18 protein-coding genes are annotated in these 24,420 nt (G+C 26.2%); 7 read left to right on the top strand and 11 right to left on the bottom strand.

What is annotated here, in order from left to right:
• Positions 1-46 precede the first annotated feature (46 nt).
• Complete coding sequence (locus I1A51_RS08490) at positions 47-2,926, bottom strand: T9SS type B sorting domain-containing protein (RefSeq protein WP_196892993.1); 2,880 nt, start codon at positions 2,924-2,926, stop codon at positions 47-49.
• Between the two features lie 277 nt (positions 2,927-3,203).
• Between I1A51_RS08490 and I1A51_RS08485 the strand changes: the two genes are divergently transcribed.
• Positions 3,204-4,181 (top strand): hypothetical protein, encoded by a 978-nt coding sequence (locus tag I1A51_RS08485; RefSeq protein WP_196892991.1) that lies wholly within the window; start codon positions 3,204-3,206, stop codon positions 4,179-4,181.
• A 1-nt stretch (position 4,182) separates the two neighbouring features.
• Positions 4,183-4,668, top strand: a complete 486-nt coding sequence (locus I1A51_RS08480) for a hypothetical protein (protein ID WP_196892989.1) — start codon at positions 4,183-4,185, stop codon at positions 4,666-4,668.
• A gap of 32 nt (positions 4,669-4,700) precedes the next feature.
• On the opposite strand, the gene I1A51_RS08475 is transcribed toward I1A51_RS08480, so the two are convergent.
• The 5 genes from I1A51_RS08475 to I1A51_RS08455 all read right to left on the bottom strand — a co-directional run bounded on the left by I1A51_RS08475 (position 4,701) and on the right by I1A51_RS08455 (position 7,960).
• Positions 4,701-5,411 (bottom strand): LytR/AlgR family response regulator transcription factor, encoded by a 711-nt coding sequence (locus tag I1A51_RS08475; protein WP_196892988.1) that lies wholly within the window; start codon positions 5,409-5,411, stop codon positions 4,701-4,703.
• Entirely contained in the window at positions 5,408-6,394 is a 987-nt protein-coding gene (locus I1A51_RS08470) for a sensor histidine kinase (protein ID WP_196892986.1), read from the bottom strand. Before I1A51_RS08470 ends, I1A51_RS08475 begins: the two co-directional genes overlap by 4 nt.
• Positions 6,395-6,685: 291 nt before the next feature.
• Positions 6,686-7,282 (bottom strand): hypothetical protein, encoded by a 597-nt coding sequence (locus I1A51_RS08465; RefSeq protein WP_196892984.1) that lies wholly within the window; start codon positions 7,280-7,282, stop codon positions 6,686-6,688.
• Between the two features lie 36 nt (positions 7,283-7,318).
• A complete protein-coding gene (locus I1A51_RS08460) occupies positions 7,319-7,672 on the bottom strand; it encodes a hypothetical protein (RefSeq protein WP_196892982.1) in 354 nt (117 codons plus the stop codon).
• A gap of 33 nt (positions 7,673-7,705) precedes the next feature.
• Positions 7,706-7,960 (bottom strand): hypothetical protein, encoded by a 255-nt coding sequence (locus I1A51_RS08455; protein WP_196892981.1) that lies wholly within the window; start codon positions 7,958-7,960, stop codon positions 7,706-7,708.
• 119 nt (positions 7,961-8,079) lie between these two features.
• Here I1A51_RS08455 and I1A51_RS08450 point away from each other — a divergent pair, with 119 nt between their 5' ends.
• Both I1A51_RS08450 and I1A51_RS08445 read left to right on the top strand, forming a co-directional pair.
• Positions 8,080-10,002, top strand: coding sequence for an AAA family ATPase (locus I1A51_RS08450; RefSeq protein WP_196892979.1), 1,923 nt, complete (start codon positions 8,080-8,082; stop codon positions 10,000-10,002).
• Positions 10,003-10,004: 2 nt separating this feature from the next.
• Positions 10,005-10,919 (top strand): hypothetical protein, encoded by a 915-nt coding sequence (locus I1A51_RS08445; protein WP_196892978.1) that lies wholly within the window; start codon positions 10,005-10,007, stop codon positions 10,917-10,919.
• A gap of 68 nt (positions 10,920-10,987) precedes the next feature.
• On the opposite strand, the gene I1A51_RS08440 is transcribed toward I1A51_RS08445, so the two are convergent.
• Positions 10,988-13,240: a C25 family cysteine peptidase gene (locus I1A51_RS08440; RefSeq protein ID WP_196892976.1), complete on the bottom strand. Its 2,253-nt coding sequence runs from the start codon at positions 13,238-13,240 to the stop codon at positions 10,988-10,990.
• 326 nt (positions 13,241-13,566) lie between these two features.
• On the opposite strand from I1A51_RS08440, the gene I1A51_RS08435 reads away from it, so the two are divergent.
• Positions 13,567-13,920: a hypothetical protein gene (locus I1A51_RS08435; RefSeq protein ID WP_196892975.1), complete on the top strand. Its 354-nt coding sequence runs from the start codon at positions 13,567-13,569 to the stop codon at positions 13,918-13,920.
• Between the two features lie 119 nt (positions 13,921-14,039).
• Here the strand turns inward: I1A51_RS08435 and I1A51_RS08430 are convergent, their stop codons facing one another.
• The 3 genes from I1A51_RS08430 to purL form a co-directional block, all read right to left on the bottom strand.
• Entirely contained in the window at positions 14,040-15,653 is a 1,614-nt protein-coding gene (locus I1A51_RS08430; protein WP_196892973.1) for a hypothetical protein, read from the bottom strand.
• Positions 15,646-18,126, bottom strand: coding sequence for an AAA family ATPase (locus I1A51_RS08425; protein ID WP_196892971.1), 2,481 nt, complete (start codon positions 18,124-18,126; stop codon positions 15,646-15,648). The genes I1A51_RS08430 and I1A51_RS08425 overlap by 8 nt, the downstream gene beginning before the upstream one ends.
• Before the next feature lie 187 nt (positions 18,127-18,313).
• Entirely contained in the window at positions 18,314-21,979 is a 3,666-nt protein-coding gene (gene purL, locus I1A51_RS08420) for a phosphoribosylformylglycinamidine synthase (RefSeq protein ID WP_196892969.1), read from the bottom strand.
• Positions 21,980-22,144: 165 nt separating this feature from the next.
• On the opposite strand from purL, the gene I1A51_RS08415 reads away from it, so the two are divergent.
• Positions 22,145-22,603 carry a DUF6495 family protein gene (locus I1A51_RS08415; protein WP_196892967.1) on the top strand — a complete coding sequence of 153 codons (459 nt, stop codon included), beginning with the start codon at positions 22,145-22,147 and terminating at the stop codon, positions 22,601-22,603.
• A gap of 39 nt (positions 22,604-22,642) precedes the next feature.
• Here I1A51_RS08415 and I1A51_RS08410 read toward each other — a convergent pair whose 3' ends face one another.
• Positions 22,643-23,578, bottom strand: coding sequence for a DUF3592 domain-containing protein (locus I1A51_RS08410; protein ID WP_196892965.1), 936 nt, complete (start codon positions 23,576-23,578; stop codon positions 22,643-22,645).
• A gap of 124 nt (positions 23,579-23,702) precedes the next feature.
• On the opposite strand from I1A51_RS08410, the gene I1A51_RS08405 reads away from it, so the two are divergent.
• Entirely contained in the window at positions 23,703-24,416 is a 714-nt protein-coding gene (locus tag I1A51_RS08405) for an SIMPL domain-containing protein (protein WP_196892963.1), read from the top strand.
• Positions 24,417-24,420 lie beyond the last annotated feature (4 nt).

Here is a 24,420-nt window from a genome sequence, read left to right as displayed (position 1 = left end):
TAACCAAAAAAAGGTTGTCATTTTTCGTGACAACCTTTTTATTTTTTTATCTTTTTAAAGTAAAATTCCCTCTATATTTTTTTCCTTCTTTTTCAAATAAAAACCAATAATCAGAAGCTGGAAGTGGAATACCATTTTTTGTTCCATCCCAACCTTTTCCTCTTGGATATATTTTTTCAATTAATTTTCCGAAGCGATCATAAATATAAAGATTACATTTCTTTAATTCTTTATTATTATAAATTTGCCAAAAATCATGAATACCATCGCCATTTGGCGTAAAATAAGATGGATAAAAAATTAAAAAAACTTCATCAGAAATAAGTCCACAACCATTTTTATCTCTTACATAAATTGTATAATCATCTACCAATAAATCTGAAAATTCATTATCGTCATAAAAATTTTCTCCATCAATAGAATATTCATAATTTCCATTTCCAGAAACTAAAATTTCTATACTATTTTTATTAATTGACCAATCCTGTGTTTTGATTTCTTGAAGTTTCGCATATTCAGAATGAATTACTTCAAATGTTTTAGTAGTTTCACACTTTTCATCAAAAGAAATGTCATTCCAAACTGAAACTGTATAAGTTCCTTCTTCTGTAATTTCAATTGTATTTTCTGTACTTCCAGTTGACCAAAGATAATTATCATATACATCAGGAATTTCTAAATTTAAAGTATCATTATTACAAATGATATAAGAATCTTCCATTTCTAAAATAGGCTTTTCATTTGCTTCCACAAAGAAATAGGAAATAGAAAAACAATTTGGATTTTCTATATTTTCAGCTCTAACAAATAACATTTGAGAATTTTCTGTTGTTGTAAAATTTGAAGGCAGATTTCCAGTTGCTGTTTCAGCATTTTGAAGAGTTAAATGATAAGTTATTTGCATATTAGAAATATCTTCATTTTCAAGTAAAGAATTATTTAAATTATGTAATTCAAAATTTATAAGACCATCTAAATCATCATCACAAAATTCAAATATTACATCTTCTTTTAAAATTGGTGATTCATAAGTTTTTATTAAAAAAGAAGTAATAACAAAACAATTAGATATGGTATTTTCAATTCGAATATAAACTGCTTGTTCTTGATTTACATGAATAATAGGAGAAATGTTTCCTATATTATTTAATGCATTTTCAGGATTTAAAAAATAACTTATTTCAAAAGGATTTTCAAAATAAGAGTTTAAATAAGGTTCTATGTAATCTACTATATCAAACTCAATAAGTTCATTATTTGTGATGCATAAATCCATATTAGGTATCGATTCAATACTAGGATTTTCATAAGATATTAATTCAAAAGAAGTTTCTGAAGAACATTTTTCATTTAAATTATTATATAAAATTGCAGTAATTGTTTGGGTTTCAGATTCAAAAGGATTTGGAAGTGGTGAAGGTAATTGATTTCCTTCTTCATCGAAATAAGAGATTGTGATATTTTCTTGTCCATTTAAAAGTGCTAATTCAATTTCTGAAGTGTAAAAAAAGCTAGCTTCATTTTTATTCACACAAATTTCAATATCCTCGATTTCTGTAATCTCGGGAGTTTCATAAATAATTATGTCTTTAGTATATGTATAAGGAAGTCCTTGAATTGTAAATGAAACTTTTACTTGATATGTTCCTGGATTACTAAAAGTATGGATTGGATTTTCTTCTGTAGAAAAATTAGTTGGGGAACTTGGATCACCAAAATCCCATTGATGATTTTCAGTATCATAAATATATTCAATCCAAAAATTAGCTTCCTCTTCAAAGCAATAATTGTCTAATTCAATCATTGGTAATTCAAAATAAGATTGAATAAAAGAAGGGAGTCCACTTGAACAAATTTTCCCACCTAAATTTATTGCATTTAATTGAAAATCAGAATTGATTCCTGTTTGATTTGGATTATTTATAACATCTAAATATTCAGAATTATCACTTGCAATATAAATTTTTTGATCTGGACCTAATTGTAAACATGCAAAATGATGTGTAGTTCCCATTGCAATAGTTTCTCTTGAATCTAAAATTTGTTCTTGTGTGTTTAAAGAAACATTAAATTGATCAATTCCTTGATTATTCCAATAAGAAACATATAAAAGTTTACTGTTTGGAGAAAATTCTAATCCATAAGGCATAATAAAAAAAGAAACATTCGGAATTGTAATTTCGTCAGATAATACTCCTGTATCTCTATCAAAATCAAATAATTTAATTCCATCCACACCTAAAGTCATTGCAACTTTTTTACTATTTGGAGCAATTTTCAAATATCCTACAGACTGATTAAAAGACTCCATTAATGTACTACAAATACTCTCAACAGGTGTCATATTTACTCCAGTATTACTAATATTATATACTAAAATTTTATTTGAATATCTTTGAGGGGAAATAACCCAATATTCATTTTTATCAGGATTATAAATTGCAGTAATTTTCTCCATTGCATTTTCATTCAAAAGAACATTTTTTTCACTCGGATTTACATCTCCTAAACCTCCATCTAAAGTCATATCAATAAGAGAATATCTCAATCCTTCTGTAGTGGAAGCCGGAACAGTAAATACATAAAATAAATTTAAAGATGTTGGGTGTGGAATAATAATCGCAGATTGTGAACTAGAAGCATCTCCCATTAAGCCAGTTCCATGAGGCATTACAGTATGACTTTTATTGTAAATTGTCGAACCATCTGTATAGAACAATAAATTTCCAGAAATATCAGAAATACTTGCACATCCTTCCCAAGTATCTAATTGACCATCTGTCAAAGCAGAGGGAGGATTTGTATTAAATGTGATTCCAGCATTTTTTCCAAAATACCAATTATTCGTTTGTTTTTGAGCAATGATGCTTAAAGGAAATAAGATAAAAATTATAAACAATTGAGATTGCTTAATAGACTTTTTCATGGATCTAAAAAATAAATTTCGCATAAAAATAAACATAAAATTAACATATAAAAGACTTTAAGTGTAATTAATTAACGCTTAAAATATGTATTTTATAAATTAAGATGCTTTTTTTATGATTTGTGTGTTGTTGTGATTGAATTTAAGCTGCCAAAATTAAATTTTTTAATCTTTATTCATAGAAAAAATTACGCTTTTCATTGAATTTTATTGTTACTCGCTGTTTTTCAATGGATTTTCGCATTAAATATTGAAATAATCATAAAATAAAATATCTATGCGAAACTTTTTTTTAATTCTATCGCTTCTTCTAGTCATTTTTTCATGTAAAAAAGATGAAGATTCCTTTTATATCGATTCTACAGACACAGTTGTTTTTAAGAATAATCTTTCAGATTATGGAATTTATACAGATCAAATGAATTTATTAATTCCAACTGAAGAGTATCAATTATACGAAATTGCCTCACCACTTTTTACAAATTATGCTAAAAAACAACGATTGATAAAGTTACCTCCAAATACTAAAATGACAAAAATTGATGATGATAATCCTGAATTTCCAGAAGAAACAATCATTGTTAAAACGTTTTATTATTATTTAGATAATCGAAATCCTGATTTAGGAACTAATATTATTGAAACAAGAGTATTGATTAAAAAAGAGGGGCAGTGGAATGCGGCGACATATGTTTGGAATGATGCTCAAACAGATGCTGTTTTAGAAAATAATGGCGCAAATAAATATGTAGAATGGGTTGATGCAAATGGAAATATAAAAAGTGTAACATACGAGGTTCCAACAAAGCAAGAGTGTACAATTTGTCATCAAATTGCAAATGAAATTGAACCAATTGGGCCAAAATTAAGAAATATGAATGTAGATGTAATTCGTGATAACGAAATTGTAAATCAACTTACTTATTTTCAATCAATGGGATTATTAGAAAATTTTGATCATAATATAATTGGGAAAATTCCAGATTATTTTGATACGACAATGCCGCTTGAAGATAGAGGTAGAGCTTATCTTGAGATGAATTGTGCACATTGTCATAATCCGAGTGGTTTGCCAAAAGCTGCAAATATTGGATTTGATTTCCGTTATGCAACTCCTTTTTCACAAACTAGAATTTTAGAATATAATACAAAAATTGACCGTGTAATAAAAGATGTTTACATGCCTTGGATTGGAACGACAATTCTTGATGAAGAAGGATATAGTGTAGTAAGTGAATATTTAAATAGTTTATAAAATGAAGAATAGTATTAAAATTTCTTTGATACTTTTATTTGCATCATGTTCAAATTCAGAACAATATGAAGCTGTTAATGGAAAGTGGATTAAAGGTGATGGAGAAGAAAAAATGAAAATTATTGAAAGACAATTTCGTGGTTTAGATAAAGCGATGGTTGAAATTGGTTATCGTTATCAAGAATTGTATTGGGGAGGACAAGATGCAAATTGGGAATATGCAAATTATCAGTTGAGTAAAATAAAAAAAGCATTAAAATTAGGTTTGCAAAGAAGACCACAAAGAGAAGAGTCTGCAACTTTTTTCTTAGAAGAAGTAATTCCACAAATGAAAAATGCTATTAAATCACAAGATCAAAAAGTGTTTAATGAGAAGTTTGAATTAATGCGAACAAGTTGTACAGCTTGTCATGCGACTCCTGGACATGAAAGCTATCCAAGTTTTAAAGTTGGAATTCCAACAGATAGACAATCACCAATTCGATAATTAAAAATAGATGTTTGGTTTTTACTAAACATCTATTTTTTTGTCCATTTTTCAAAGAATTCTTTGCGATAAGATTCACTGATAGGAATAAATTGATTTCCAATTGAAATTCGATTTCCTTCTACAAAATCAATAAAATTTAAATTAATAATATAAGAACGATGCACCCGAATAAAGTTTGATTTTGAAATCATTTGCAATGCATCTTTTAAAGTTCCATAAACTAAAAGTTTTTGATTTTCATTCATAAAATAAGTCAAATATTCATTTTCAGATTTGATAAATTGAATATTTCCTATAGCAATTCGATATTGTTTTTTACTTGATTTTAAATGAATAAATTTTTCTGAATTATCTATTGTGATTTTTTTTGCAGGAATTTGCTGAATTTCTTTTTTTGCTTTATTTACAGCTTTTAAAAATCGAAAAAACTCAATTGGTTTTAAAAGATAATCTGTTGCATCCAGTTCAAAACCTTCAATTGCATAATCACGATAAGCTGTTGTAAAAATAATTTTAGTTTGTTTTCTTTGAATTACTTTAAGAAAATCAATTCCTGTTAAATCTGGCATTTGAATATCTAAAAAAATAATATCTACAGTTTCTTTTTCCATAAATAAAATAGCATCCATCGCAGATTTAAAACTTTGTAAAACATTTAAATCTTCTATTTTAGTACAATAACTTTCCAATAATTTTCTCGCAGGTTGCTCGTCATCAATGATGATACAATTATATTTCATTTTTCTTTTATTTTAAGTGTCACTTCAAAAACATTTTCTTTTTTTGAAATATCTAATTTGTGTGCATTTGGATAAAGTAATTCTAATCTCCTAGAAACATTTGTAATTCCAATTCCACCAATTCGATCTACTTTTTTTCCTTCCACAAAAGTATTTTTACAAATAAATTCGAGTTCTTTAGTTGTTGTTTTTAAAGATATTTCAATTTTTCCATTCGAAATATTTTCAATGTTTCCATGTTTAAAAGCATTTTCAATAAAAGGTAATAAAAGCATTGGAGCAATTTTAAAATCAGGATTTACATGTTTATAATTAAAAGCAATATTCTTAATTTCTTCATCTTTAAGTTTAAATAAATGAATGAAATTTTGAATATAAAAAATCTCTTTCTGTAAGTTTACTTTTTCCGTTTTATTTCCATATAAAGAATAATCCAACATTTTTGAAAGTTGTAAAATTGCTTCCGAACCTTTCGGATTATTTTCCATTGTTAAAGAATAAATATTATTCAATGTATTGAATAAAAAATGTGGATTTATCTGCTGAATTAGGAAATTTTTCTCCGATTTAACCAATTCCAATTCTTTTTGTTCTTGCTGTAATCTTTTATAATAAGTGTATAAAATAAAAGCAACAAAAATTGCAATTACAGATGGTAAAGCGTGTGCATAAAGCGATTCTAAATGAATTTCAAAAGCGCTATTTTCATATTTATGTTCGGTTAGATTTTCAATAAATGTGTTGGAAAATGTTCCGAAGCAAATCAATAAAATATTTAAAATACTAAACAAAAAATATTTTTTCTTTTCGAAGAGCTTTGGTAGAAAAAGAAAATGATTTAAATAAAAAGCAAAAATCTGATTTCCAACAAACGAAAATGTATGCGTTAAAGCTGTAGAAGTTTTGGTTCCAAATTCATAAAATGAAAATAAAAGCAATGTATAAACAATCCAGATAATTATATGTTTTTTGAAAACTTTCATGATGTTTTAAAATTACTCTTATAAAGCTAATCAAAAGATTTTTTTAAGTGAAATTGGTTTATTTTTCAGTGAATCGCTTTAAAATGTCTTTGTTTAAGGATTCTTTCAAGTTATTTAGAATTCGATTTCATTGATTGATTTTCTTGTTTAATGATTAAAAATTGCTTTTCATTTGTGAAACAATTTAAAAAATCGTGAATTTCAATTCTTACATTTTATAATTAAGACTTTAAAGAACATTTTCCGTAAGATTGAAATGAAAAAACCGCATTTTGAAGTGCGGTTTTTGTTTTATTTATACTTTTCTTTAAAATTTCTTTTTTCCCAAGAGTCAATTTGTGCACTGATTTCTTCATGGTAAAGATTGAACTCTTCGTTTATTTTCTCTTTATAATTCATTAAATTTTCACTTAAATCTTTTATGGAGATTACTTTACCATTTTTTATTTCTAATTCTAAAACAGTTTGATAATCCCAAATAGGATGATGCCATTTGAGAAGAGAAGATGTATTTTCTGAAATATCTTTGCCGATTAAAATAAATCCAGAATAATCTAGATTTAAATTTAATTTTTTATAATATAAACGTGCAGGTAATTTTTGAAAAGAACCATCAGAAGTTCGAACTTTATCTTTATAGATTTTTGGAAGAATACCGTTTATTTCTTTAATTTCTTCATGAGGAGCTAAATGCAGAAATAATTCAGATAATTTTAATTTTGACTTTTTAGTTATTTTAAATTCTGTAATAAATCCTTTCAAACAAAAAGAGCCAGGTCTTCTAATTTTAATTCCAAAATGTTTTGGTATTGGTAAACCTTCCGTATTTTGGATTAAATAGTATTTTTCTTTATTAAATTTTAGAGTATTCCCAATTTGTTTTGTCATTTTTTTGTTTCAAATATATTAAAACAAAAAGGTAAATCAACAATGAATTTCCTGTGTAATTCTCGCGCATCTTTCTTCTCCTAAATAAAGTGGATTTCCATATTCTTCTGACCAAAATCCGTCTAGAATATCTTTCGTAATACAACGATAAACAACAGTTCCTTTATAAATCAGTAAATCTTCTCCGTAATAATGGAAGTTAATCACCAAAATATTATTCTTAAAAAAACCTTCTCCGAATTGTTCTTGTTCTTCATTTATAATCCAATGCGCTTGAATTCGATTATTTTCATCCAATTTTAAAGTAAGTTTTCCTTTGTAAGTATGCGTTGCTGCATCTTGGTTACTTCCTTCTATAATATATTCACCTTCAAGTTCTTCTAAAGTCATGTTTCTATTCTGAATTTTTGCAAATATAGGAAACTATGGTTGATTCTGTCTTTTTTCAAATTTATCTTGAATCAAGAAAAGAGTTTTTGTGTTTTTACCATCTACATTTGTATAAAACATGTCTACATTCGTGTAAAGTTGGTCTGTTTTTGTGTTTTTACTATCTGCATTTGTATAAAACATATCTGCATTCGTATAAAGTTGGTCTGCTTTTGCGTTTTTACCATCTGCATTTGTATAAAACATATCTACATTCGTATAAAGTTGGTCTGCATTTGTGTAAAACATGTTTGTATTTGTATAAAACACTATAAAAAAACGTTTAATTTTTTTGATTCTTTACGGATTACCGTAAGATTTTGTTTTTAGAGTTTTTTATCTTCGGTGGGAATTTTAAAAAATTAGATATGAAGTTAGTAGCAATAAACTATAAAGGACATATGTCATATACTGAAAGCGATGATAATGAAATAGAAATTAATCCTCATTATTTTTTAGAAAGAGAGAAAGAAATTTTAATTAATCTTGGAAGTGAAAATATTTATAAAAAAGATGAATCAAGGACTTTAATAAAAGAACCAAATAAACATTTTATTCCTTCTTTTTATTCAAAAACTGATACAATAGTGAATGTAACTGCTGTAGTTGGATCTAATGGAAGTGGTAAAACAACTTTTTTGAAAAACATCATTAATTCTATTTATAAATATGATTTTTCATGCTCTATAATTTATGAAAAAAACGATAATTATTATAGTACTCAAGGTAGTTCATTTTCTTTAAATCAAGAAGGATTTATTCTTAGGCCTTTAAAAAATCAAGACGAAAAAGAGGTTGAAACAATTTATTATTCTCCATTTTTAGATTTTAGTAATCGAGTGAATGGAATTGATTTAAGTATGGAATTTTTTATTGAACAGGATTCATCAAATTTGGATAACATATTTCAAAATACACAAAAAACAAATTTTTATAGAGCTATAAAATTCAAAAATACATTACGATTTTTGCATTTTCAAAATTCTAAGTTTTTTAAAATTGATAAAATGAATTTACCTTTTCCAAGTCTGAATAAAAATTTACTTTCTTTTACAAGAAATACAATTAAAATAATTAATGGTAATGAAATTGATTTTCAAAATCATTTTAATAATGTACCAAAGGAATTGCATTTTTCATTTAATAAATTATATAATTTAATTAAAAAAAATGTGAGAATAAATTATAAAAGTTCAAATTATGTGAAAGAGCTATTTAAAGATTATATATTAATATATACATCTTCCTTTATTTTAAATTTTTTAAATGAGAAAAATATAAATTTAAAAGGATATAAAATTAGTAATGAAATAATTCAAAGTAAAGAACCTATAAATTATTTTATTGACATACTTAGAAGTTTTAATTATAAAATAAATAAGCTTTATAAAGAAGAAAATACTAAAAATTTACCTTTTGAGGAAGTAAATGAATTTTTGGAGTATTTGTATATGTTGGTAGATGATATAAATTATAATTTAATATTAAAAAATGAAAGAACTCTTGAATTATCTTTAGAACAATCTTTAAAAATTTTAGAATTACATGAAAAAATTATTTTAAAATTATATTCATATTATCCAAATTTTCAAGGTTCTCAAATATTAGATAGAGGTATTATAAATTTTGATTCAAAGAAGAAACTGAGCTCAGGAGAAACAGCATTACTAAATCTATATTCTCGAATTTATGATTATTTTAAAAGAAATGTAATTGATAAAAAAGTTGATGTTTCAGGGAAATTATATCTATTATGTTTAGATGAACCAGATATGGGATTTCATCCACAATGGAAAAAAGAATTTGTAAAATCAATTGTAGAATATTTTGATTATTTTTTTAAAAAACTTGGAGCAAAAGTTCAAATTATTTTTACTACTCATGACCCATTAACACTTTCAGATATTCCAAATTATAATGTTATTTATTTAGAAAAAGATACAAATGGATTTACAACAATAGCAGAGAAACCTAAAAAATCTTTTGGGGCAAATATTACAGATTTATTAGCTGATTCCTTTTTTGTAAAAGACGGTTTGATGGGAAGTTTTGCAAAGGAGAAGATTAATGAAACTATTAAATGGTTAAATAATGATGGAAAACCTTTAGATAAAAAAGAATATCATTTAAAACTAATTGAGAATATTGATGAACCAATTTTAAAATCAAAATTGAAAGAAATGTATCATAATATTTTTCCTATTGATGAAGACGAATTGGAATTAAAATTATTAAATATTAAAAGAGAAGAGCTTTTAAAAAGAATTGAATCTAAACAGAATAAAAATTAGTTATGATTTATATTAATCCAAATCAACAGCATATTCAGGAAGCTAAAGATGCTCATTATAATGGGATGATTTCAAAAATTAAAAAAAAGCTTAATAAAGAAAGAGTTAGAGGTACGAAACCTTTATTTGATAAAATTGAAAGTAATTTGAAAGAGATTTTAATTGGAGAACCAAAACAATTAGAAGAGATTCATTTAGATATTATAAATCAGCCAAGTTATAACAGATTTATAAAAAGAATAAGAAGAATATTTAATTATAATATATATTTTGTTTCTAAAGAAAATGAATATGGAGCATATGAAATGTCAAAGAAAATAAATATCAATTCTTGCACCTATTGTAATAGAATGTATACGAAAACTGTTTTAAATGATGAAGAGATTGAACAGAAAAATAAAAAAATTACTCGTCCTGAATTTGATCATTGGTTTTCTCAAAAAGATCATCCAATATTATCATTGTCTTTTTTTAATTTAATACCTAGTTGTACAATTTGTAATTCGGTTATTAAAAGAGATATAGAATTTAAATTAGGTAAATACATTCACCCATATATTGATTCTGAAATAAATTTTAAGTTTAGTTACAAATTGAATTCTTTATCAGAATATGAGTTTAAAATAAAAAATAAAAATAATTGCGTAAAAACTGACAATACTGTCAAAGCTTTTAAACTAAAAGAAATCTATGAAACTCATGAAGATGAATTAATAGATTTAATCAAAATACAAGAAAAATATACAGATAGATATCTAGAAATTTTAGATAATACTTTTCCTAATATTCATATTTCCAAGGAAGAGGCATATCGTTTGGCTTTTGGAACTTTTCCAAATGAAGAAGATTTTCATAAAAGACCTTTAAGTAGAATGAAACGTGATATTTTAAAAGAATTAGGAGTTTTAAAAGAATAATATTCAAACCAAAGGTTCTCCAAAAAGAGAACCTTTGTCATCAAATAATCTGTAAAGTCATTAAGGATTTACTTAACAACTATTTTTTCTGTTTTTACACCAATATCTGATGTGATTTGTAGAATATATATTCCACTTCCTATCGTATTTGTTTTAATTGTTAAAGCAGAAGCTGAATTATTTAAAGAAGAATCAAACATTGTTTTTCCTGTTACATCAAGCAATGTTACTTTTTGAATCTTTACATTTTGATTCCAAGAAATTTGTAAAACATCTGTTGCTGGATTTGGGTAAATAGCAACATCTTTCCAAAATTCATCTTTTACATCTAAACTTTGTTCCACAACTGTGATTACACCTTGATATGGTTGATGATTTTGTTTTGTAGCAGTAATAGTAAGAGGCTTGTCAGAAGATAACATTGGAAAAGTAATTGTTGAGGTTCCATCAAAAGTGTAGTTTTTACTAACAATTTGTTCCTCTTGATAAATTGTTATTAAAGCGTTGTCAATTTCACAATCTACTGTAATAGAAGTTACGTCTGAAGAAATATCTTCTGGATGAGAAACATATAAATCCATCGTTTTTTTATTTCTAAAAATTGTAGATGGATCTCCAAACATCACCCAGGTTTGCATCACTTCAATTGCTGTTGGTCCATTATTATAAGTTTCTAACATACTCATTTGAGAATTGTAAAATAATCCTCCTAAAGTAGTTTTTCGATTGTTTGGATATGCTTCCGAAATTAAATCTGCCATTTCATCTTGTGTTTGCATAGGTTGTGCCCAAGCCATTAAAATTGTCGAACCACAAGCAGCAATTGCTCCAGAAGGTTTATCTTCATTTGTTGCTTGAACCCAAGCTTCAGATATACAAGTTCCCTCTGTAAATGTTCCATTATTACAAGCAACAGAAATCACAAAAGGATATTTTCCATTATTTACAGCAGAATTAATATGCGCTGAACTATAATTTCCAGTAACACAAACATTTTGCGCACCATGTCCTGTATAATTTACCAAACCAACTCCAGCATCAACAGCTTCTCCAATCATTTGTGGATTTGGATTTCCTGGTGCATCTTCGCCACCTTGCGTTCCATCATAAAATTCATAAACTTGTGTGTAACCATAATTCATAAGTTTCTCTCGATTATTACGAGCATGAAGCCAATCTGCCTCTTCATCATCACCATAACCATCACCTTCATTGGAAGCAATTCCGATTGCTTTTTCCATCCAATCACCATCAAACGGATTTTTTTCATATTCTAAAATTCGATCCACTTGTGTTTTAATATGTTCTGGAGTAGTTCCAGAAATTCGACCAACAAATAATTCAGGATAAAAATCATCTTCATCACCAACTAATTGACCATAATAAGAATCGCTCCAAAGTTGTTCGTAACCTGCATATCCATATGAATGTGAAGGAACTTGTGCATGATCACCAACTAATGTTACAAAAACTAAATCTAGATTATCATTATAAAAATCTTTAATATACGATTTGATTTCTGTATCATTCGAACCAACTTCAGAAAGAGGAACTAAAGTTGTTCGAACACCAGATTGATTTTTCCATTCAATTAAAGGAGTAATTTCTGATATAAATTCTTCTGGACAAATTACTAGCATATTTCCAACTTCTCTTTGTGGAGTATAACGTTCTAAAACATTGTCAGGATTTAAATAATGGTTTTGATACACATGTTGGAAAACATCATTTCGATTCGATTTAGTTGCTAATTCATTAATTCCTTTTTCATTTTTATCCATATGAACTTTCACTCGAATATTTTTATACACACGAAGTTTTTTTGTTACAGGATTGTATTGATAAGGAGAAAATTGGACAGTAATTCCACGTGTATTTCTAAGATTATAAGGTTTACTCAATGTTGCAATTTCTGCTGGAAAAAACGAATTTGTTGTATATTCTTCTCCAAATTGGTATGGAATTTCCGCAGGATTTACATTTCGTTTTAAATTTCCTTTGGAAGGAGAAATATAAATATTAGAAAATTCTTCAAATCCATCGTGTTCAATAGTTAGAGAAGTTTTTCCAAAATCAGAAATGATTAATGATTCTGTAAAATAAGGTAGAGCAGGAGCTCCTTTTTTTTGAAAATTAACTTTATACGTTTTGTCAAAATTCCAATAAGTTATACCATCGATTTTAGTTTCTTTTGGTGTAAGTTCTTGAAATACGTGTTCCATCGTAAGAATTTCATCCGAAGATGCTAAAAGAGAAAAACGCTGTGCTGAGGCGAGTGTTGTAAATAAACAAACAACCACGAAAATAGATAGATTTTTCATAAGTTAGAATTTGGTTAAATGATTAGGTTTGTTATTACAATACTAATTAAAAATATTTATTATTGCAAGATTCGTAATATTAAGTGTTTGTAAATAACGAAAATATAATATTTTAAGAAAGGCGTTTTTTGAAGCAAATTGTGATTTAACGTAAGTAGTGATTGCAAATGTTATTTTTTCTGTAGTGTTTTAATTTTTTTAAATGAAAATATGTTGTAATCCTATATTTAATTATTTATTAAAATTAAAGATGAGTTTTGGTAAGGAATTTTTATTTTCGAGCATATTTTAAAAAATGAAAAAAAGAAATATTAAAAGAAAAAAATATGGGATTAAATATTAAAGTTTTTAGTTTGTCAAATATAAATTATGATGAAAATTCTGATAGAAATTTTATTTCAAATAAGAATGTAAAAGCATTTGAAAATTTTGATTCTTCTAAAAAATCAGGAGATGAAGATTTTATTTTTTCAGAAGCTATTTTTTGGGATGAAGTAATTCATGAAGAAGATTTAGAAGAAGATGAATTTTTATTAGAAGTTATTTACCAACGTCCTGAAGATATTCTAGAAGCAAAAGAATGGATTCAAAAAAATATTCAAAAAGAACATCAAAAACGACTTCTAGATTTGATGGATTATTTAGAAAAAGATGAAAGTTTGTATTTGTTGGCGGTTTAGAGTTTGATGGTAATTTTGGGCTTCGACTTCGACTCCGCTCAGCCACCTATGTTTAATTTCACAAGGATTTCAGGTCATTGAGCGTAGTCGAAGTCAAATTTTATAAATTCAGAATTTAACTAATTTAAAATTCGATTAATAAATTCTTGAACATTATTTAACCCTACTTTTGATGGTATAATTCCAATTTTTGGTTTGAAAAAATCGTTACCATAAATTGTTTTTTCATTTTCTCCTGGATAAATTAAAATTAATTCTTCTATTTTTTTTGATGGAGAATCAGTTATTCCTATATCAAGAATATATTTATTTATACATTCTGGTAAATGGGATGATTTTATTCTAGGTTCTGTTGAATATTTAGAATCTAAAATATAAAATTTTGTTTCATTATTTTTTTCTAATTTAATGATATGATCAGGTTTGTAGCTTTTCTTAGCAGGTTTGATTCTTTGTAATCCTATTTTATTCTTTTGATTACCAATAGAAATATCATAAAATAGAGAAATTTTGAAATTTTGAAATTCAAAATAAATTTCTTGACTTATGTTGTCTTCTGTTTTATTTTCTAAATTTGTAGTAATAGGTTTGTGTTCTTTAAATGAGTTTATTAAAACATAAGTATTATATATTTCATATAGTTTACTTATTTTTTTTAGATTTAATAAACTGAATTCACCATCTAAATTTATGTTTATATTTCGAATTTGTTTTATTTTTTGATATGCTTCCGTATAATGACGTTTATTAGCAAAAACAGATGTTAATTTAGGAAAAGAATTTTTATGTTTTGTATTAACGAAAATGATTTTATATCTATTCTTCAAAAGGTTTAATTTACTTTCAATTTTTTCCAAATCATCACGAAGCCTTAAAAAAGGAATAACTTTAAATTGATTGATACTGAAATAATCTTTTTCGTAATAATGATTAGTAGATACTTGTTGTTTTATGGTGTTTTTAATCTTCATTATTTCGATTAATACAAAATCAAAAGAACCTAAAATAATTTGATTTTCATAAGTATTGAAATCATTAATTTTCTCTTCAGTTAAAATTTTTTCTACAATACCATAACTATTTTTAATTTGAATTGAGTTTTCAATATTTTTATAAGAATAATCAATATTTAACTCATCTAAATTATGAATTAACCAATCTATAGAATTATTTGAAATATCAGCAGTTTCGTAATCTGAAACAATGTTTTGACTTCTTATTACAGAATGTGGTAGCGATTTGAAATTGTAAAATTTGTTTTTAAAAAAAGAATAATATTCTTCAAAAATATTTACAAATTTAGAACTATAATTAAAATCATTAATTTCTGTTGCAAGTTTTGATTTTAAAGTGCTTTTGGAAAAAAAATTATCAAAAACAATTGAATTTTGATTCCATAGATACAGAAGTATTTTTTCTAATTCAGGAACTTTTACTTTTTCTATTCGAACTTCAAAATTAAATTTGATTTGATCAAATTTCAAAGTAACATAACCAAATAAATCTTCAAATATTCTTTTTTTTCTATTACAGGAAACACCTTTGTTAGTAAAATTAATTATTTCATTTTTAGGGTCAAAGATTTCATCTTCTAAATAAATTAACTGATTTTTAATGATTTGGTTAAATGTAAATTTGTAATGAAACAATTCATATACAATGTAAACACCATTCTTCTCAGGAAGAATTTCTTTTTCATTATTTTGATTGTCAATTGCGAATAGCTTAAACATTTGATAAAGTTAGGAAGTAATTAAAATTGTCTTGATAAATACTCTGTTCATCTGAACCTGTTTTAATAATTTGATTTAAAATTTTAACAGATATATCACAATCTTTTTCTTGAAGTAAATCTTTTAATACATCTAGTTTTTGTTTATAATTAGCTCCATGTAAATTAATAAGTGGAAGAAGTCTTTGAGCAACACAGTAATCCAAAGGTTTATTTTTATGTTTCATATGTGGATTTGCGATTGTAATATATTTTTTAATACTTATTTTTACTCTAGGACTAATTAATATATTTAGTTTTTTAAATTGATTTTCTATTTGATTGAAATCTTTTAAAATTAAATCTTCATTTTCAGTATTTACATCATTAGATTTTAAATCAAAAAAATCGATACATTTTTGAAAAGATATTTTTAAAGTCTCGATCTCTGTATTTGAAATAGAATTGAAATTAAAATCTTGATCTTTATTTTCTAATTGAATAATATTGATTCGATCTAAAACTCTTGGAGATAATTCTTCAGTAGTATGATCATAATTAATTGTACCAATAAAGCGAAGATTATTAGGGAATTTAACCTTTTCTTGATGTCCTAAACTCAATTCAAGCATTCCTGTAGAATCGGTTAAATTGTAAAAAGAAGACCAATAATGTTCTAAAGGACTTAAATTTGCTTCATCTAAAATAATAAATGACATTGGTGAGTTCAGATATTCTTGTTCATTATTAGCCTCATAATCCATTTGTTTTAATAAAGAATAAACATCTGTAGAGGATGAGTGAAATTTTTTGGTTAAAGGATTCATAAACCCAACAAAATCTTTTTGAGAAGTCCATCCTCTATTCACAGAAACTTCTCTTATTTTTTCCTTTGGAGCTAATAATTTAGTTATAAAGCGAGCTAAAGTAGTTTTTCCTGAACCTGGAACACCAGCAAAAACAGTTAATGTATTTTGAAAAATGGAAATTAATAAATTATCTATAAAATGTGAATCAAAATTTCGATTATTTTGCTTTAAAATTCGAATGATTTCTTTTTTAAGGTCTTTATATTCTTCAAATTGATTTATAACTTTAAAATCTAAATATTCTTTAGTTTTATTTTCTTGCTCAGATAGATCTCTACCACTTATAAAATCAAAGTGAACTTTAGATTTTATTAAATTTTGAAGTGTATTATGAGCCTTATTTTGTTCATTTTTAAAATCTTCTCTTAATCCTTCAATATGAATAATTAATTCATTTTTACTTCTATCATAAAATTCAATATCTTTTTTTGTTTCAGCTAAGTTTTTATCTAATTTTTCTTTTTCCTTTTGAATTTCAAGATTTAAATTGTTTTTCTGTTTTTCTAACTCTTTAATATCATTATCTAAATTATTTTTTTGTTTTTCTAATTCTTCAGCTTTTGTTTCTTCTATTTTTTTTATTTCATTATTTAATTCAATTTTTAAATTTTCTAATTTATGGATTTTATTTTTTTCTTCTTCTAACTTATTTTGAGCTTCAAAAATAGATTCATTTAATTCACTTTCTTTAGTTTTAAGTTCTTTAACCTTTGGGATGTAATTAAATAATTTTATATCTTCTTCAATAACTTGAATACCTTTATCTATTAATTTTTTTAACCTATCATTGTTATCATATTTAATTTTGAAGTTGTCAATTTCTAGTGTTTTTTTAAGAATTGATAATGTGTTTTCTAAATTTTCTTTGTTAAAATAAGCTAAATTATTTTTTATATCTGAGTTAAATTCCGATATAAGATCATCATTACTTGTGAAATCAAAAATATTTTTAAAATTTAATTCTAAATCTTTACATTTCTTTATGAAAATTTTTCTATTTACTCGATTTACTTCAAATTCTAGATAGGATTTATCATTATAATAATATTCCCCAAATTTGAATTCTTTTCCATTTGTTTTTATTTTAAATTGTAAATCGTCATAAACTTCAATAATTTTAAAAGGTCCTAATAATTGATTATTATTTATAATAAAAAAAGATTCTTCGGATTCTTTAATATGATCTTTTATTAATTCATATTTAGTATTACTTGTTGGTTTAAATAATGATTTCTCAATATTTAATTCTCCTTCAAAAAATTCAAAAATCTTATTTGTAACTATTGGATTTATATTTTCATTATAAGTCTTAATTTTTGGTTTTCTTTCATTTTCATTATAATCTTGAATTAAGTTTCCATAATTAAGAGCAATTAATTGATTTGGAACAAATCTTTTAAGAGGCTTATCTACTTTACTATGGTTTGTAACAGTTTTGATTTTATTGTCAAAATCATCAGGATATAATTCAATAAGTTTATTGTTTTTATTAAAAATAATTGGAATAATGTTTCTTTCATGATAGGGGTCAATAACAGAAATAATATATTCTTGATCACTAAACCATGATTGATCATCGTACTTTAAAGTATCTTTTAAATCTAAAGTGATTTTATTTACTTTCATAAATTTTATTTTTTAAAATTATATAAAAATACTTTATTATTTGTTAATATTTAATGATATATAGTAGGTTTTAAAATAAAATATAAGAAATATGTAAAAATCATCTGCATTTAAATTTAAACAGTAAATATAAAACCAAAAAAACCCGAGCTAAAACTCGGGTTTTTCAATATATATAAGTACAAAATTATTGTTTATCCTCTAACCAAACTCTTGCGTTTACAAAAGCTTCTAACCAAGGAGTAACTTCATCTGTGTTGTTTGGATAGTAACCCCAGTTCCAAGAGAAAGTAGAACGTTCTAAGTGTGGCATCATCACAAGGTGACGACCATCTTTTGAGTTTAACATTGCTGCGTTATAATCAGATCCGTTAGGGTTTGCAGGGTAACCTTCAAAACCATATTTTGCAGGAATCTGATATTCGCTTTCCTCTTTTGGTAAATGGAATTTCCCTTCACCGTGTGCTGCCCAAATTCCAAGTTTTGAACCAGCTAAAGAATGAAGCATCACAGAATTATTTTCAGCAATTTCTACAGAAGTAAAGATACTTTCGAATTTGTGTGAATCATTGTGTAACATCTTAGGTTTTTCATCATGTTCTGGATTGATTAAACCTAATTCTACAAACAATTGACATCCGTTACAAACTCCTAAAGAAAGTGTATCCTCACGTTTGAAGAAATTATCTAAAGCAGTTTTTGCTTTTTCATTGTATAAGAAAGCTCCAGCCCAACCTTTAGCAGAACCTAAAACATCCGAGTTAGAGAATCCTCCAACTGCTGCGATAAATTGAATATCTTCTAAAGTTTCTCTACCAGAAATTAAATCTGTCATGTGCACGTCTTTTACATCAAAACCTGCCATGTACATTGCATTTGCCATTTCTCTTTCTGAGTTAGAACCTTTTTCGCGGATAATTGCTGCTTTGATTCTTGGCTTTGTAGCATCAATTTCAGGACGTTTTCCTGTAAAGTTCGCTGGGAATTTATATTCTAATGCTTGGTTTTTATAATTTTCAAAACGTTCTGTAGCTTTTTGCTCTCCAGATTGCATTTTATCTAATAAATAAGAAGTTTCATACCATTCATCACGCATTGCAGAAACTGAAAAGTCTAAAGTAGTTTCTCCTTTTACAATTGATAATTTATCAGCAGCAACTACTTTACCAATTGAATAGAAATCTACATTGTTTGCTTCTAAAACAGAAGAAACATAAGCAGTATCTGTGGTTTGAATTAAGATTCCGCTATTTTCAGCAAATAAGATTTTTACTAAATCTTCTTCTTTTATTCCGTTTAAGTTGATTTCAGCTCCAAGTTCTGTATTTGCAAAACACATTTCTAATAAAGCAGTAATCATACCTCCAGCAGAAATATCATGTCCAGCAGTTAATTTTCCTTCTTTGATTAATTGTTGAATCGTATTGAAAGTAGAAGCGAAGTAAGAAGCGTCTTTGATTGTAGGAACTTCATTTCCTAATTTATTTAAGATTTGACCGAAAGAAGAACCACCTAATTTGAATGTATCTTTAGAGAAATCAATATAGAAAATCTCGTTATTTTCTTCTTTAGAAAGAACAGGCTCTACGACTTTAGAAATATCGCTACATTCTCCAACAGTTGAAATAATAACCGTTCCTGGTGCAAGCACTGTTTCACCTTTATATTTTTGTGCCATTGAAAGTGAATCTTTTCCTGTTGGAATATTAATTCCTAATTCAATTGCAAAATCAGAAACACTCTTTACAGCTTTGTATAATCTTGCATCTTCACCTTCGTTTTTACAAGGCCACATCCAGTTTGCACTTAAAGAAACAGATTTTAAGTTTTCTTCTAAAGGCGCCCAAACAAGATTTGTCAATGCTTCTGCGATAGAGTTTTTAGAACCAGCTTCTGGATTAATTAAAGCACTTACAGGAGCGTGACCAATAGAAGTAGCAACTCCTTTTTGACCTAAATAATCTAAAGCCATTACACCAACATTGTTTAATGGTAATTGTAATGGTCCAGCATTTTGTTGTTTTGCAACTCTACCAGTTACACAACGGTCCACTTTGTTTGTTAACCAGTCTTTGCAAGCAACAGCTTCTAATTTTAAAACTTGCGAAATGTATTCTTCGATTTTTGAAGTATCATAAGAAACTTCTGCAAAGTTTTTCTTTATAGTTACATCATTCATGATAGTTTTAGGAGAACTTCCGAACATATCTTCTAAATCTAAATCCATTGGTTTTGCACCAGTTTTTTCAGATTCAAAAGTAAATTTATGATCATCTGTTACATTTCCTACATCATAGAAAGGAGCTCTTTCTCTGTCTGCAACTCTGTGTAAAGTATCAATGTCTTTTTTATTGATAACTAATCCCATTCTTTCTTGAGATTCGTTACCAATTAATTCTTTAGCAGAAAGTGTTGGGTCTCCAACAGGAAGATTGTCCATATTGATTTTTCCTCCAGTTTCTTCTACTAATTCTGATAAACAGTTTAAGTGTCCACCAGCTCCGTGATCGTGAATAGAAACAATAGGATTTTCATCACTTTCTACCATTGCACGAATAGCGTTTGCAGCACGCTTTTGCATTTCAGGATTCGAACGTTGGATTGCATTTAATTCAATTGCATTACTGAATTCTCCTGTATCCGCAGAAGAAACAGCAGCTCCACCCATTCCAATTCTATAGTTATCTCCACCTAAGATTACGATACTATCATCTTTCTTTGGTGTATCTTTTAAACTTTCCTGTTTTTTACCATAACCAATTCCTCCAGCTTGCATGATTACTTTATCGTAACCAATTTTCTTTGCATCTTCTTCATGTTCGAAAGTAAGTACAGAACCAGTAATTAATGGTTGCCCAAATTTATTTCCAAAATCAGATGCTCCATTAGAAGCTTTGATTAAGATATCCATTGGAGTTTGGTATAACCATTCTCTTTCATCCATTGCTTTTTCCCAAGGACGATTTTCTTTTAAACGAGAATAAGAAGTCATATAAACCGCTGTTCCAGCTAAAGGAAGCGAACCTTTTCCACCTGCAAGTCTATCTCTAATTTCTCCACCAGAACCTGTTGCAGCTCCGTTAAAAGGCTCTACAGTTGTAGGGAAGTTATGTGTTTCTGCTTTTAAAGAAAGAACAGAATCGATTTCTTTAGTTTGATAGAAATCTGGTTTGTCAGCGCTTTTAGGGGCAAATTGTTGAATTTTTGGTCCTTTAACAAAAGCAACATTATCTTTATATGCAGAAACAATTCCGTTTGGATGTTGTTTTGAAGTTTCTTTGATTAATTTGAATAAAGAAGTTGGCATTTCTTCACCATCAATCACAAAAGTTCCATTGAAAATTTTGTGACGACAATGTTCAGAATTTACTTGTGAAAATCCAAAAACTTCAGAATCGGTTAATTTTCTTCCAATTTTTTCACTTAAAGATTCTAAATATTCAATCTCTTCTTGGCTTAAAGCTAAACCTTCTTGCTCATTATAAGCAGCGATATCATCAATTTCTAAAATAGGTTCAGGAGTTACATTTACTGTAAAAATCTCTTGATTAAGATTGTGATATTTAGCTTCTAACATCGGATCGAAATCCGCATTTTCTTCAACAATTTTATACTCTTCAATTCTTTCAATTCCATGAATGTCCATATTCTGTGTAATTTCCACAGCGTTTGTACTCCAAGGAGTAATCATTTCTTTTCTAGGACCAACAAAAAAACCTTCTAATGAAGGTTCTGTAATATATGTTGCGTTTCCGAAAAGCCAAGATAATTTCTGAATTGTGTCGTTGTTGATTTCTGCTTTAGATTCTAAAGCATAGATAGAATTGTTATTTGATTTAAAAAAAACAATCATTTTTTATTTTAGTTGTGTTGGTTATTAAACGCCAAATTTAAAGAAATAATTAGAAAATTAGGTATAGAAGAATGAATAATATTTTTACAATTATTTTGTGGAAAACTTCTAGGAATATTCCTATTTTTGCTTGCTTTTTTAAATAGAAAATAGAAAAGAATTTACATGAAATATAAAATATTAAACAATACTCAATTCAAACCTTTTGAAAAAGAATTTCAACAGTTTTTGAAAAAACAAGAAATTAAAAATCTTTCTTGGGAGGATGCAACGCAAGAAAATATAGAAATTGCTGCAAAATTTAGTGATTTGATTTGGGATAAAATTTTAGATAATACTTTTTATTTAGAACATTTAGGAGAAAAAACGATTAATGTGTTTTTTTGCGATGAAGATGTGTTGTCTAGAATTATGATTCAGGTGAAAGAAGCTGAGGTGAATCTTTTAGAGCCAGAAGGAGTGAAGTGGTTATTTTTAAATATACAGGATAAAGAAAAAGTTACTGTTTTACAAGGAAAGAAAAAATATGATTCTGAAAGAAATCAAGAATTGTTTCAAATGCTTCAAGCTGGTTGTGAAATCACGAAAGGAAAGCTGTTTAAGCAAATTTGTAAAATGATATAAAAGGAAAGGCTGTTTTTTAATCAAACAGCCTTTTATTTTTTAGATATTATATTGTTCTTTAGCAACTTTTTTTAATGCTTTTGCAGTAACATTATTTTTAGAGTCTACTAAAATTGCTTCTTCAGAACTATGTGGAAAATGAATTAATAATTCATAATATTCATCTGTAAGTTTTGATCTTATTAGTTTAAAATCTGTTTTAAATATTTTCTGAAATTGTTGTCCATCAAACTTATAAGAATAAGTTAGTTTATAAGTTGGATTATCAGGAATATCATAGTTCACTTCAATATTCGTAATTTGTTTTGTGTTAGGTAAATTATCCGTTTTTAAAGTTTCTCCTAATTGTTCAAAAATTTGTTTTAATTCTGGGAAATCATTTTCAATTGTATCTTCTTTTAAAAAAGCTTTTACAAAAAAACCTTTTTGAATTTTCTTATAGAATCGGAATCCAGATCTAAGATTTAAAAGAAAGAAAATAATAAATAAAAGTAAAATTCCGCTATAAATTGAAAAAGAAAATATTCCTGGAGAATTTGTGAAATTAGTAATTCGACTAAATTCAGGATGGTTTATATTATATTCAATTTCAACAATATCTCCAACTTTTAAACGGTTTAGATTATAAGAGTATGAAGTCCAACGATATAATTTATTATCGACTTCATAAACATATTCATATCCAAAAAATTCACGTGTAGCTAAGGAGGTAGATTCTTCGGAATTATTGATATGAGTTATTGTAGTTAGCTGATATTTATCGGTATTAAAAACATCGATAATTTCTCCTTTAGCAGTTTTAGTATTAAAATTTAAATAATAAGCACTTTTAAAGTCAACATTATTAGATTTTAGAATTACTACAATACTTAAAATTAAAATAATTAAAAGTAAATAATAAGAAAGATCATTTTTTAAATAGATGAAAACTCGATTTTTAAAAGAAAGTTTTCCAATTGGTTTTTCATAAAACATAATTAAATGTGTTTGATTTTCAGTTTAATGCAATTTTTGATAAATGTTTTTACAAAATAATTTTAAAAATTCAATAGATTATACTATATATGCTATGAACTAAATATAAAATTAAATAAATATTATGAAAAAATTGGTATTATTTGTCTTGTTTTTAACTTCATTTGTTTCATTTTCTCAAGAAACTCAAAATCAGCAAAGAACTATTAGAGTAACTGGAAGTGCAAAAATGGAAATCATTCCAGATGAAGTAAATTTAAAGATAGAATTAAAAGAGTTTTATAAAGAAGAATATGAAGGGAAAAAGGTAAAACGTTACAAAACAAAAATTACAATTGAAACGTTGGAAAATGAATTGTTTCAAAACCTAAAAAAACATGGAATTAAAAATGAAAATATTACAATTTCAGAGATTCAAGATTTTGATTATTATAAAGGAAAAGAGTCACTTTTAGGAAAAACATATATTATTAAATTAGATAGTTTTGGTAAAGCAAATGAATTGATTAAATTTTTGAATTTTAAAGGTTTAGAAGATGTTGGGATTCATAGTTATAACCATTCAAAAATTACAGAATTTAGAAAACAAACAAAAATCAATGCGATAGTTGCTGCAAGAGATAAAGCGAAATATTTATTAGAAGCAATTGGAAGTATATTAGGAAAACCAATTGAAATTAGAGAAAATGATTATTCGTTTCCTTCTTATAATAATAGTAGTTTAAATTCTTTAACTGCAAATGTACTTTCCAGATCTAATAGTAAAACACTTGATTTTGAGAATTCAAAAAAGATTATTTTGAGATATGAAATTCATGCACTTTTTGAAATAGAATAATTGA

Origin of the sequence: Aureivirga marina (genome assembly GCF_015767265.1) — a bacterium.
GTDB classification, from domain to species: Bacteria; Bacteroidota; Bacteroidia; order Flavobacteriales; family Flavobacteriaceae; genus Aureivirga; species Aureivirga marina.
The sequence above is the reverse complement of the archived record's forward strand: the minus strand, read 5'-3'. Positions and strand labels throughout refer to the sequence as shown.